The organism is Corynebacterium argentoratense, from assembly GCF_021491455.1.
Lineage (GTDB): Bacteria > Actinomycetota > Actinomycetes > Mycobacteriales > Mycobacteriaceae > Corynebacterium > Corynebacterium argentoratense_A.
In genome coordinates this window covers 1-11,963 of sequence record NZ_JAKETN010000006.1, presented here as the reverse complement: position 1 = coordinate 11,963, position 11,963 = coordinate 1, and the positions used below count along the sequence as shown (strand labels likewise).

General features: G+C 57.7%; 16 protein-coding genes. 9 read left to right on the top strand and 7 right to left on the bottom strand.

Annotation, left to right across the window (positions count from 1 at the left end; all coding sequences use genetic code 11):
* Positions 1 to 37: 37 nt before the first annotated feature.
* The 4 genes from L1C91_RS08215 to L1C91_RS08200 are packed head-to-tail and all read right to left on the bottom strand — an operon-like array spanning position 38 to position 3,977.
* Positions 38 to 1,492 carry a phospholipase D-like domain-containing protein gene (locus tag L1C91_RS08215; protein ID WP_234858941.1) on the bottom strand — a complete coding sequence of 485 codons (1,455 nt, stop codon included), beginning with the start codon at positions 1,490 to 1,492 and terminating at the stop codon, positions 38 to 40.
* 38 nt (positions 1,493 to 1,530) lie between these two features.
* Positions 1,531 to 2,391, bottom strand: coding sequence for an exodeoxyribonuclease III (locus tag L1C91_RS08210; protein WP_234858839.1), 861 nt, complete (start codon positions 2,389 to 2,391; stop codon positions 1,531 to 1,533).
* On the bottom strand, positions 2,391 to 3,386 hold the full coding sequence (locus tag L1C91_RS08205) for an N-acetylglutamate synthase, CG3035 family (RefSeq protein ID WP_234858838.1): 996 nt from the start codon (positions 3,384 to 3,386) through the stop codon (positions 2,391 to 2,393). The genes L1C91_RS08210 and L1C91_RS08205 overlap by 1 nt, the downstream gene beginning before the upstream one ends.
* Before the next feature lie 18 nt (positions 3,387 to 3,404).
* Positions 3,405 to 3,977: a peptide deformylase gene (locus L1C91_RS08200; RefSeq protein WP_234858837.1), complete on the bottom strand. Its 573-nt coding sequence runs from the start codon at positions 3,975 to 3,977 to the stop codon at positions 3,405 to 3,407.
* 29 nt (positions 3,978 to 4,006) lie between these two features.
* Between L1C91_RS08200 and L1C91_RS08195 the strand changes: the two genes are divergently transcribed.
* The 3 genes from L1C91_RS08195 to L1C91_RS08185 are packed head-to-tail and all read left to right on the top strand — an operon-like array spanning position 4,007 to position 6,010.
* Positions 4,007 to 4,249: a DUF3263 domain-containing protein gene (locus L1C91_RS08195; protein ID WP_234858836.1), complete on the top strand. Its 243-nt coding sequence runs from the start codon at positions 4,007 to 4,009 to the stop codon at positions 4,247 to 4,249.
* Complete coding sequence (locus L1C91_RS08190; RefSeq protein WP_234858835.1) at positions 4,242 to 4,865, top strand: LytR C-terminal domain-containing protein; 624 nt, start codon at positions 4,242 to 4,244, stop codon at positions 4,863 to 4,865. The genes L1C91_RS08195 and L1C91_RS08190 overlap by 8 nt, the downstream gene beginning before the upstream one ends.
* 2 nt (positions 4,866 to 4,867) lie before the next feature.
* Positions 4,868 to 6,010, top strand: a complete 1,143-nt coding sequence (locus L1C91_RS08185; protein ID WP_234858834.1) for a glutamate--cysteine ligase — start codon at positions 4,868 to 4,870, stop codon at positions 6,008 to 6,010.
* On the opposite strand, the gene L1C91_RS08180 is transcribed toward L1C91_RS08185, so the two are convergent.
* From L1C91_RS08180 to L1C91_RS08170, 3 genes are all read right to left on the bottom strand, one after another.
* A complete protein-coding gene (locus tag L1C91_RS08180; RefSeq protein WP_234858833.1) occupies positions 6,007 to 6,537 on the bottom strand; it encodes an acetyl-CoA acetyltransferase in 531 nt (176 codons plus the stop codon). The genes L1C91_RS08185 and L1C91_RS08180 overlap by 4 nt on opposite strands.
* A 99-nt stretch (positions 6,538 to 6,636) precedes the next feature.
* The gene (locus tag L1C91_RS08175; protein ID WP_234858832.1) at positions 6,637 to 6,807 is read right to left on the bottom strand and encodes a hypothetical protein; all 171 of its coding nucleotides are present in this window, start codon (positions 6,805 to 6,807) and stop codon (positions 6,637 to 6,639) included.
* 169 nt (positions 6,808 to 6,976) lie between these two features.
* Entirely contained in the window at positions 6,977 to 8,344 is a 1,368-nt protein-coding gene (locus L1C91_RS08170; protein ID WP_234858831.1) for a dipeptidase, read from the bottom strand.
* A gap of 188 nt (positions 8,345 to 8,532) precedes the next feature.
* On the opposite strand from L1C91_RS08170, the gene L1C91_RS08165 reads away from it, so the two are divergent.
* The 6 genes from L1C91_RS08165 to L1C91_RS08140 all read left to right on the top strand — a co-directional run bounded on the left by L1C91_RS08165 (position 8,533) and on the right by L1C91_RS08140 (position 11,907).
* Positions 8,533 to 8,679: a hypothetical protein gene (locus L1C91_RS08165; RefSeq protein ID WP_234858830.1), complete on the top strand. Its 147-nt coding sequence runs from the start codon at positions 8,533 to 8,535 to the stop codon at positions 8,677 to 8,679.
* A 270-nt stretch (positions 8,680 to 8,949) separates the two neighbouring features.
* Complete coding sequence (gene groL, locus L1C91_RS08160) at positions 8,950 to 10,593, top strand: chaperonin GroEL (RefSeq protein WP_234858829.1); 1,644 nt, start codon at positions 8,950 to 8,952, stop codon at positions 10,591 to 10,593.
* Between the two features lie 200 nt (positions 10,594 to 10,793).
* Positions 10,794 to 10,928 (top strand): PorH family porin, encoded by a 135-nt coding sequence (locus L1C91_RS08155; protein ID WP_234858828.1) that lies wholly within the window; start codon positions 10,794 to 10,796, stop codon positions 10,926 to 10,928.
* A 104-nt stretch (positions 10,929 to 11,032) separates the two neighbouring features.
* Positions 11,033 to 11,194: a hypothetical protein gene (locus L1C91_RS08150; protein ID WP_021012248.1), complete on the top strand. Its 162-nt coding sequence runs from the start codon at positions 11,033 to 11,035 to the stop codon at positions 11,192 to 11,194.
* 249 nt (positions 11,195 to 11,443) lie between these two features.
* Entirely contained in the window at positions 11,444 to 11,641 is a 198-nt protein-coding gene (locus L1C91_RS08145; RefSeq protein ID WP_234858827.1) for a PorH family porin, read from the top strand.
* 104 nt (positions 11,642 to 11,745) lie between these two features.
* Positions 11,746 to 11,907, top strand: a complete 162-nt coding sequence (locus L1C91_RS08140) for a hypothetical protein (protein ID WP_021012248.1) — start codon at positions 11,746 to 11,748, stop codon at positions 11,905 to 11,907.
* The last annotated feature ends 56 nt before the right edge of the window (positions 11,908 to 11,963 follow it).

The window sequence follows — 11,963 nt, the reverse complement described above, 5'->3', positions numbered from 1 at the left end:
ACCCAGGGTTTTGCGGGAAGAGCGCCTGGCTTTCGCCCTACTGAAGGGCGGAGGTCAGGCGCATCGCATTGTCCACATAGCGTCGGAACAATCCCCGCTGCTTCCACTCCTCCAACGACAGCTCCCTGGACACATCCATGTACTGCTTGGCCAGGTCAGTGAGCTGATTTTTCAAATCCCCGGAAGAATTCATCATCGAAATTTCGTAGTTGAGGCCGAAGGAACGCATGTCCATGTTGGACGAGCCCATCACCGCAATGGCATCGGAGCCAGGGTCGCATACCAAAAACTTCGAATGCAGAACAGCCGGCGCGGGGTAGAGGTGAATATGCACACCAGCCTCGAGGAGCGACTGGTAATAGCTGGATTGGGCGTGGCCCACCACAAACTGATCCGATTGCTCGTTAACCAATAAATCAATCCTGACGCCGCGGTAACACGCCGTTGTGATGGCCTCCAACAGGGATTCATCGGGGATGAAATAGGGGCTGCACAAGATCAAGCGTTCCTTGGCGTGGTGCACCAAAGACACGAACATCCTCAAGTTCGGTTCAGTGGAATAACCCGGGCCGGAGGGAACCAATTGCAAAATGTTCGCCCCGGGGGAGGAATCCAAAGCGATGTCGTTGGCGGCGGGCACGATCTCTACCAACTCGTCGGTTTCCATAAACCAGTCCATGGTAAACACCATTTCCAAGGAGCTGACGATCGGGCCTCCGAGTTCCACCATCACATCAACCCAGTGGGTGCCCTCCTTGACATTCTTGCGCAGCAGGTAGGAAGAATCGATCATGTTCTGGCTGCCCATGAAGGCGTGCTTACCGTCAACGATCAACAGTTTGCGGTGATTGCGTAGGTCCGGCCGGCGGAAACGCCACTTCCATGGGGCCAGCGGAAGCATCATGCGCCAATTGACCCCAGCCTGGGTGAGCCTGCGGCCAAGCTTGCGGTACCCCGGATACTTCCAGGAGCCAACCTGGTCGAACAACAATCTGACGTCGACGCCACGGGCTGCCGCGCGCTGCAAAGCGGAGAAAAACACCTCCGTGGTGTGATCCCACGCCACGATGTAGATCTCCACATAGACATAATTCTCGGCGGCATCCACCGCATTAGCCATAGCCTGGATCGACTGCTCATAATCAGAATGCAGGCCCTGGTTCCAACCCACTACCGCAGGCATGCCGGTCAGCACCCGATTAAGACGAATAATTGACGCAAGCTCCGGACTGACAGGCGCAGGAACATCAGGCAAATCCGCCTGCACATCCTGAATGGCCTCATTAGCTTCCCGCTGAATACGGTGGCGACGACCATCGATATAAGGGCTGCCCATCAGCAAAAACAGCGGCAGACCAATCAAAGGAATCAACAAAATCGCCAACAGCCAGGCGCTAGAAGAACTAGGCTTGCGACCAGCCGGCACCCAACCGATCGCAACAATCTTGATCGTATATTCGATAAACAACGCCACCCACTGCCACGAGCTCAGCGAAGAATCAAAAGGAACCAGCGAAGCAAAAGTATGTATCACGAGGCGCAGTCTTCCTGCTCACGCTGCGGGCAGTCTTCGGGAGCAAGCATCCACTCGCGTGAAGGCTCAAGATCGTAATCCACAACAACCGGCGCATGATCCGATGTGCGCTCCGCAGAACGCTCCTCGACATCAATCAGAGCAGCCCGCGCACGCGATGCAAGATCGGGGCTAGCAAACTGAAAATCAATACGCATGCCCTCATTCTTAGCGAAACGGTCCTGAGTGTAATCCCAATACGTAAAACCTGGGCCCGTAAGCGGACGCGTGACCTCAACCAACCCGGCGTCATTAATTAAATTCAACGCCGCGCGCTCGGTCTCAGACACATGCGTCGAACCCGAAAAATAAGCAATATCCCAGACGTCCTCATCCAAAGGTGCCACATTAAAATCCCCACCCACAACCGTCAACCCCGACGAAGACACCTGCTCGGCAAAAGCCTTCAACCAGACAATCTTGTAATCGAAATGACGATCCTTCAAGCTACGCCCATTAGGTACATACAGCGACCAACAATCCACCCCACCACACTGCGCAAACACGGCCCGAGGCTCCAGTGACTGCTCTGCCGCCGGATCCTTAGCGAAACCAGGCTGGCCAGCAAAAGAGATCCGAACGCTGTCATGATCAATACCCACCCGAGACACAATGGCCACCCCATTCCACTGATTCACACCGTTATGCGCGACGTCATAACCACGCTCAAAAAAAGCCTCAAAAGGAAAAGCCTTCGGCGGGCACTTCGTCTCCTGCAACAACAACACATCAATATCGTGGCGCTCCAGCACACCAACAACCCGATCCACCCTGGAACGAATTGAATTAATATTCCACGTCGCAACCCGGAAACCCACTACGCACCACCAACCACAAGCTCTGCATAACGATGCCGATGATGCTCATAAAAACCCAAAGAATCATACAGCCCAATACCCGCCACATTACTGCTAATAACCTGCAAATACGAGCTACTGGCGCCCTGAGTATGCCCCCACGCCAACATCTGCGAACACAAATGCGTCCCCAAACCGCGCCGCCTAAAACTCTCCGCGACCTCCACCGCAGAAAAACCCAACCACGTGCGCCCATCATCCGACGACGTCACCGTGCCACGAGTGATCGCAACCGTCCTCTCCCCAATAAGCAAACGGCCAAAGCCCATCACCCCATCAATCTGATGCCGCAACAACTCCAACGCATGGGCAGGCAAAGGCTTGCCCCGGAAGTGGTACAAACCCATCCACTCCTCATCAGGCTGCTCATCACAACGAAACTCCACCCCCTCCAGTTTCGGCGGCTGAGCAGGCTCAAGATCCTTCACCATCACGCTGATCTCCGGCCCCCGCCGCCACCGCGGAGGCAGACACACAGCCTCCGCCGGCCGTCCGATACGATCCGGCAGCATGATACGCGGCGTCATCGAATGGCGCGCATAAAAATCAACGATCTCTTCCACAGGGACCGGCTCGAAACCCGCAGAATGCCCCAAGGGAGCTGCCGAATTACTCCGCTCCGTAATCCCATCCCCAGCACGCAGCAACCAACCCCCACACCACACATGCTCCAAACCAGGGAAAGCCTTCGCCGTCGCCACCTCAACAGCACGAATGTCAGAATTACGCACCCTACGCGCAGGTAACACACGCAACGCCACAACACTGTCCGCATCAATAGCAACAGCCTCAGCCGACGACTCCAAACCACCCACCGACTGCGGGCGCACCAGCAACGGCTCCACACTCAACACATGGCCAATGACATCCGTCAAATAGCCCTGCGCATCCCCCAACTGGCGTCGAACAATAACGCGATCCCCAACGTTCGGGGTCTGCACAACATACTGGCGCATGGTGTCTACACCGCCTCGCTAGTCTTCGTGCCCAAAGGGATCCGGATCCACCCCGGGCATCCACGTCAGGCCAGCATCCGTCCACCCCTCGCGACGAATCGCTTTCGCCGCAGCCTTCTTCCACCGGCCCTTCAACACATCGGTGTAGACAAAACCATCCAAGTGCCCACACTCATGCTGCAAACAGCGGGCGAAAAAACCGGAACCCTCATAGGCCACAGGTTCCCCCGCGACGTCAACACCCGTGACGCGAGCCCACGACATGCGCTCAGTGGGGAAGGACGCGCCGGGCAGCGACAAGCAGCCTTCCTCATCCTTTTCGGGTTCGCCCCTGACCTCTAGCTGCGGATTAATGACGACGCCGCGCAAGTTAGGCGCATCAGGATCGTCCAGGTCCGTGGGGCAGTCGAAGACGAACACCCGCAGCCCGACGCCAATCTGATTGGCCGCCAAACCCACGCCGTGGGCGCGATCCATGGTGTCGAACATGTCGTCGACCAGTTGGCGTAGTTCGTCATCGAAACGCTCCACCGGGGCAGTAGGGGTGTGGAGCACCGGGTCACCATTGATAACGATCGCGCGAATAGTCATGCGGATAAGTATTCCATAGTATTCATTGCATGCTCAGCGAACGCGATGCCGAACTATTGGCCTTTGAACAGCAGGCGGGGTCACGCAACCCGGGTGCGAAGGAAGAGCTCATTGTGCGCAGGTTCGGTATCAGCCCGGTGCGTTATTATCAGCGGCTTAACCAGCTGGTTGATTGCCCGGATGCGTGGGAGGCGCACCCGTTGTTGATGGGTAGGCTCGCGCGCATTCGTGATCGGCGGGCCCGCGACCGCTACGATAGTGCCCATGAGTAATGAGATCCCCGCAGCAGCGCAGTCGGTAGCAGAAGACGAACCTGGTCGTGCGCCTATTCGCGGAATCGTGATGATTTTGCTGGCAGTGGCGGTGCTGCTGGGTTGTTGGGTGTTTTTCGCGAAGTTCAATTCTTCTCATGATGACGCCGCGGGGGCTGCGGCACAGTCCTCACAGTTGGCGTCCAAGGATGCTGGTGCTGCATCGGATAAGGCGGATAAGCCGCAGGTTGAAAGCGGTGCGAAGCCTTCTGCCTCTGATGGGACGCAGCCTGCTGATGCTGATAAAGATAAGGACAAAGACAAGGACAAGCCTGGTGCTGCTCCGGCTGTCGTAGCTGACAAGAAGGTTGAGGTACAGGTCCTCAACAACTCGGATGTTCCCGGCTTGGCTGCCCGCGTGAGCGAAGGCCTGCGCGAATGGAATGTTGCGAACGTTGGCAATTTCGCTGACGAGATCTTGCCGCAGTCCGCTGTGTTCTATACCCCCGGTAGCACCATGGAAGAGGTCAACGCTAGGGCTTTGGCCCAGCAACTGCACGTTGGTGTGCAGGAAAAGACCGGCTCCATGCTTCAGTTGCCTGGTGTACTGGTGATCGTCACTCAAGACTTAGGCTAAAAATGTTTCCTGGCTCGGGCCCCACTGTAGGGATTGAATACGAACTTGCGTTGATTGACTCCGAGGGGCAGTTAGTCAATCGTGCGCAGGCGGTGATTGACGCGGCGTCACCGATGTTGGCTGAAGCTGAGGCAGATGCGCCTCGCCTGGAACGCGAGTTTTTGGCTAACACCGTTGAGGTTGTCACCGGTGTGTGCGACACGATCCCGCAGGCTATGGAGCAGATCCGTGGTGGAGTCCGCGCGGTGGCTGAGGCCGCTGAGCGCGAGGGCCTTGCGGTGTGGAGTGCCGGTAGCCACCCTTTTGCCCAGTGGGAGGACCAAGAAGTCTCCGACAAGGGCACGTATTCGGAGATTATTGAGCGCACGCAGTTTTGGGGCCGCCAGATGCTTATTTGGGGCCTGCACGTCCATGTGGGTGTCAGTGAGCAGCGCCGGGTGTGGCCGATTATTAACGCGCTGATGGTGAAGTTCCCGCACCTTCTGGCATTGTCGGCAAGTAGCCCGGCGTGGAATGGTGTGGATACTGGCTATGCGTCGAATCGTACGATGTTGTACCAGCAGCTGCCGACCGCCGATATGCCCTATACCTTCCACTCCTGGGCGGAGTACGAGGACTATATGGCGCAGCAGGGGCGTTCTGGCGTGACCAGCCATACGGGTTCAATGCATTTCGATATTCGTCCCGCGGTGGAGTACGGCACGGTCGAGGTTCGCGTGTGTGATGCTCCTGCGTCGCTTGATGACGTTGAGTCGATTGCGGCACTCATCCACGCTCTGGTTGTTTTTTATGACAACCGGCTGGGTGAGTACATTGACGCCCACGGGCCGGAGGTTAGCGATGAGGAACTGTTTGGTGTGCTGCCCAGCTTGCCTCATTGGCATAATGCGGAAAACAAGTGGCGTGCTGCTCGCTATGGTTTGGATGCGCTTGTGATCGCTGATCGTGACGTGCGCGAGGTCGATGTTCGCGAGGATCTTGCCGCGCTCGTGGAGGAGCTGCGCCCAGTGGCGGATGAGCTTGGGTGTGCGCAGGCTTTAGAGCGCGTGTTGTCTATTGAGCCCGGATATGTTGCTCAACGTCGCGCTGATTCCTGGAAGGACGCTGTGCTGGAAACCTCCCAGGTGCTGCGCGCCAGCTGCTAGCCGTAGAGTCGGCAGCTAGCAGCGCTCATGACGGATGCTGCGGTCAGTTCTTGGCTGGGGCCAAAACCGACAGCCCAGCAGGTTTCGCGATTGTTGGTTGCGCGGATGAAGGTGACGGTGCCTTCGAAGATGCGGTACTGGTGGAAGTTTAGGATCTCGATGCGTCGACCCATGTCGGACAGCAGATTGGTGCATGCGCTGATCGGGCCGGTTGCGACGATTTCGCGGTGGGTTCCGTCGATGTCAGCTTCAAAGCGGAAGGTGCCCAGTCCGATCTTTTCTTGGGAGAGGTGTCGGATGTGGTGGGTGTCGATGCGGCCGTAGGTGCCGATGAATTCCTGCCAGCTCATTCCTTGTGCTTCTTCGCGCAGGCCGCGGGGCAGTTGTTGGCCGAAGCGTTCAAAGAAGGGGTCCGATTCTTCGCTGCGGGTGCAGGGTTGGGGTGAGCGGGTGGGCTGCGTGGCGGTGTCCGGGGTGGAGGTGTGGGTGGTGGTGAAGGTGGTGTGGGTGATGGTTGAGGTATTCACGGGGATTGTCCTTAAAGCGAGACTTGGTTTTTGGTGGGTGTGACTGACTCGGGCTGCCTGGGTGTTTTAACGGCCATTCCCCGTGTGAGGAGTCAGTCTTTAAACCTCACCGGGGCACATGGCCTTGAGCACTCGTAGCTCCGCTACTGCGGCTACGGTGGCTAGGGCTACAGGGGCCTTAATCGCTTTAAAGGGGCACTGAATGGCCTGAACGGCATTGGAGCCCGCTGCGGGGGCTGCAATGCCGGAGGTGTTCAGTGCGAAAGTCATGACGATCAATGTAATGGCGCTCACTAGTGTGTGCAAGTCGTGTACCAGCGCATGGGGGTAAAGGAAGGCCCCGGGTGCCGCATTTCTGCAGTACGTCGAGGTTGTTCAACAATAATGAAGGGGGTGTTAACCACCTTTAGAATCGCTTAATACCTTCTGGGGTGGGCTTTTAAGAGCGGTTGAGCAAGTACAGAGCCTCCGCTGTAGCGATCGCCTCGATCTCGGTCGGATCAACAGACTCATTGGGGGAGTGGATGGTGCACAATGGTTCCTCCACGCCGTAGAGCACGATCTCCGCATCCGGGTAGGCCTCCTGCAAAGCGGTGCACAGCGGGATCGACCCACCGGAGCCACAGAATTCAACATCCTTGCCGTAGGCAGCGCCGAGGCAATCACTGACCAAGGTGCGGCCCGTGTTGCCCTGGAAGGGCTGGTTGACGTCACTGACCTCGATGTCCACCTTCACACCCCAAGGAGCGTGCGCACGAAGATGCGCCTCGAGCTTGGCGACGACGTCGTGGGCGTCCAGGCCGGCGGGGATGCGCAGGTTCAACTTCGCTTGGGCAGTGTTCGGCACAGCATTAACAGCATGAGCCACCGGGGTGGAGCTAAAACCAGTGACGCTGATGGCCGGCCGAGCCCACAACTGCGAGGCAATCTCGGTGTTGTCACCGAGGATGTCGACACCGTCGAGGATGCCTGCATCGCTGCGGAAGGTCTCGGCGTCATAACCCACGCCCTCCCACTGGCGGGTGCAGTCCACTCCGTCGATGGTGACCGCCCCTGACTCATCACGAAGGCTATTAATAATGCGCATCAGTGCAAAGGTCGCGTCGGGTGCGGGGCCGCCGAAACTACCGGAGTGAACCTGGGTGCGCAGCGTGTCCACCGTGACGACAACCTGCGCACCGCCACGAAGCGACGTCGTAATTGTTGGGACGCCCACCGCAACGTTGCCGGTATCGGCGATGATGATGGTGTCTGCCTCGAACAGCTCGGGGTGGCGCTTGATCAGATCATCGAGGCCTTCGCCGCCGCGCTCTTCGGAGCCCTCCACCAGCATGGTGATGTTGCACTTCGCCCCGCCGAGCTCCTCCACCGCACGCAAGGCAGCAAAGTGCATGACCACGTTGCCCTTGCAATCGGCGGTGCCGCGGCCGTACCAGCGGCCGTCGCGTTCGCTCAGCTCGAAAGCGCCGGAGACCCACAGGTCGGGGTTGCCGGCGGGAACCACGTCGTAGTGGCAGTACAGCAGGACCGTCGGGGCAGTGTCGCTTAAACGCTTGGTGCCGATGTATGCCAGGGATCCGTCAGCGGTTTTTTCTTCGCGGACGTCGAGCCCGACTTCAGCCATCGCGGACTTCACCCACGCGCCTGCTGCGGCGCAGTCTTGTTCGCAACCGGGCTCGTTGTGGACGGAGTTGTAGGAGACCAGTTCGGTGAGTTGCTGTTTGATCTGCTCCCGCTGCCCGTTGATGACGTCGCGGATGCGTGCTGCTTGATCATTGAGTTCAGGATTGATGGTGGTTTCGCTCATGCCATCCCAGTGTAGTGAGGCCCGACGGGGAACCGCAGGGGTGCTGCTAGCAGGCATGATTGGGGTTAAACGGGGTAGTTTTCAAGACGTGCTGCAGATTTGCGTTTTAAAGTGAGGGTGAAAAGTGAAAGCAGCAGGCCACTTTCTACAGGCGCTGGTGATAGTGATGACTGCAGGAGCCGCCGCTGATGGGTTCTTATGAGCCGTACTTCTTGCTGCGTGGTATTTACGACAACGCTGATTCCCCGACGTTGGCTGGTGGGCGTACTAAGAATGCGCAGCGCCTGTTGCGCAACCTGCTGCGAATTAGCCGGCTTTCCCTGCTGGTTGTATGACCCGTCGGCTGTGGGCGAACATCGTGCCCACGGCGGCGGGTTTTATTGCACTCGGTGGTATCGAGTGCTAGAAATGGCTTTAGCACTTAGCTACTTCAAGTGCCAGATTTTTCCAGGATGATACCGGGAGAGGTCGGGTGCGAGGGGTGGCTTGGAAACTTCGGTGGGTTCGGCGCCCTATAGATGGGGTGTCGTGGCCGTCGCGGGCTTATCGCTGAGGTGTCCAGTGGCTGAACAATTTCCGATAAAAATCGAGGAGAAACACCACTTATGGCTAAGATTATTGCCTTTGATGAGGAAGCACGCCGTGGCCTAGAAAAGGGCCTGAACACCCTCGCAGACGCCGTCAAGGTCACCCTCGGCCCCAAGGGTCGCAATGTCGTCCTGGAAAAGTCCTGGGGCGCCCCGACTATCACCAACGATGGTGTCTCCATTGCTCGCGAGATCGAGCTCGAGGATCCTTACGAGAAGATCGGCGCCGAGCTGGTTAAGGAAGTCGCCAAGAAGACTGATGACGTCGCGGGTGACGGCACCACCACCGCAACCGTTCTGGCCCAGGCTCTCGTCCGCGAGGGTCTGCGCAACGTTGCTGCTGGTTCCAACCCGATGGGTATCAAGCGCGGCATCGAGCAGGCCGTTGCCAAGGTGACCGAGCAGCTTTTGAGCTCTGCTAAGGAGATTGAGACTGAGGAAGAGATCGCAGCTACCGCTGGTATCTCTGCTGCTGACCCCGCTATCGGTGCCAAGATCGCTCAGGCTATGTACGCGGTCGGCGGCGGCAAGCTGAATAAAGAGTCCGTCATTACCGTTGAAGAGTCCAACACCTTTGGTGTCGAGCTCGACGTGACCGAGGGCATGCGCTTCGACAAGGGCTACATCTCCGGCTACTTCGCCACTGACATGGAGCGTCAGGAAGCTGTTCTGGAGGATCCCTACATCCTTCTGGTCAGCTCCAAGATCTCCAATATCAAGGACCTGCTCCCCCTGCTGGAGAAGGTCATGCAGACCGGCAAGCCGCTGCTGATCATTGCTGAGGATGTTGAGGGCGAAGCCCTGTCCACCCTGGTGGTTAACAAGATCCGTGGCACCTTCAAGTCTGTTGCTGTGAAGGCACCGGGCTTCGGTGACCGCCGCAAGGCTCAGCTGCAGGACATGGCTATCCTCACCGGTGGCCAGGTCATCAGCGAAGAGGTCGGTCTCTCCCTCGAGACCGCCGACATCCCGCTTCTCGGCCGTGCGCGCAAGGTTGTTGTCACCAAGGACGACACCACCATCGTCGAGGGTGCAGGTTCCGCAGAGCAGATCCAGGGCCGTGTTAACCAGATCCGTGCGGAGATCGACAACTCTGACTCCGAGTACGACCGCGAGAAGCTTCAGGAGCGCCTGGCAAAGCTCGCTGGCGGTGTCGCAGTGATCAAGGTTGGTGCCGCTACCGAGGTCGAGCTCAAGGAGCGCAAGCACCGTATTGAGGACGCCGTACGCAACGCTAAGGCTGCCGTGGAAGAAGGCATCGTTGCCGGCGGTGGCGTCGCCCTGCTGCAGGCTTCCCACGTCCTCGACTCCGACCTGGACCTTGTTGGTGACGAAGCAACCGGTGTGAAGATCGTCCGTGAGGCACTGTCTGCACCGCTGAAGCAGATCGCCTTCAACGCCGGTCTCGAGCCCGGTGTGGTTGCCGACAAGGTTGCTTCCCTGCCCAACGGTGAGGGCCTGAACGCCGCCACCGGTGAGTACGTCGACCTGATGGCTGCAGGTATCAACGACCCGGTGAAGGTCACCCGCTCTGCTCTGCAGAACGCTGCCTCCATCGCGGCTCTGTTCCTGACCACCGAGGCTGTTGTTGCTGACAAGCCTCAGCCTGCTGGCGCTGCTATGCCTGGCGCTGACGAGATGGGCGGCATGGGCGGCTTCTAAGCTGCATTACTGCTAACTCAGAGCCCCCGTCACCTTGGGATTTATTTCCCTGGGTGGCGGGGGTTTACCCCGAATAGGGGACTAAATGGAATGTGCTGGCATTTGCGCCCCTCGGGTGTTTTAATAAGGGTGGCGTTAAGAGGCGCCAGCATTTTCACATTTGCGCCGGCAATGGCTGGCACCGTCTTTAGGAGACTTACATGGATCTTTCCGTTATCAAGGACCAGCTCGGTAACTTCGCTACCTTCGTCAAGGGCTTCGGCGACATCGTCGATAACCTGCCCATGGCTGTTAAGGCTCTTGGCATGGCTGTCAAGACCTTCTCTTCCAAGTAAGAGTTAAGTCTGCGGCCCAGCTGGTCGCTTTCTGATCCCCCGATGTTTGGTGTCTGGGGATCGCCCCCCAAATCTTTTCTATTTTCTCTTAAAGGAGATTTCACATGAACGCAGTCATCGACTTCCTCACCAAGCTCACCTCTTACTCTGTTGAGGGTGGCACCGACTTCTTCAAGACCGTCAACTTCGCTGACATCGCTCACTTCCTGGCTCCCTTCGGCAAGGTTGCTGAGGGCTCCAAGGACCTCCTCGGTCTGGTCAAGTAATTTGACGCCCTTCCGAGGCTTCTAATCCTTGGAAAACTGAAATCCCGCGCTGTGTGTTGCAAGCACATTCCGCGGGTTTTTTGTTGGGTTCTTCGTCACGAAGCCGGCTAGGGGGTAGGTGCGCTATAGGTCTTGAACTGGCCTAATAGTCCGGAAGGTGACAACGGGGGTGTAAGTTGCGCCGCTGTAATTAACGATTTGTGGTGAAAGAATTTCGGCAATGTTGTAACATTTTCATCGTCGCTTCGGATGAAGCGTGTGTACACACTGCGGCACCGGCACTGCGTGTCGCAACTATCCAAGGAGATACTCATGGATCTTTCTGTCATCAAGGACCAGCTCGGCGACTTCGCTACCTTCGTCAAGGGCTTCGGCAAGGTCGTCGAGAACCTGCCCATGGCTGTTAAGGCTCTTGGCATGGCTGTCAACACCTTCTCTTCCAAGTAAGAGTTAAGTCTGCGGCCCAGCTGGTCGCTTTCTGATCCCCCGATGTTTGGTGTCTGGGGATCGCCCCCCAAATCTTTTCTATTTTCTCTTAAAGGAGATTTCACATGAACGCAGTCATCGACTTCCTCACCAAGCTCACCTCTTACTCTGTTGAGGGTGGCACCGACTTCTTCAAGACCGTCAACTTCGCTGACATCGCTCACTTCCTGGCTCCCTTCGGCAAGGTTGCTGAGGGCTCCAAGGACCTCCTCGGTCTGGTCAAGTAATTTGACGCCCTTCCGAGGCTTCTAATCCTTGGAAAACTGAAATCCCGCGCTGTGTG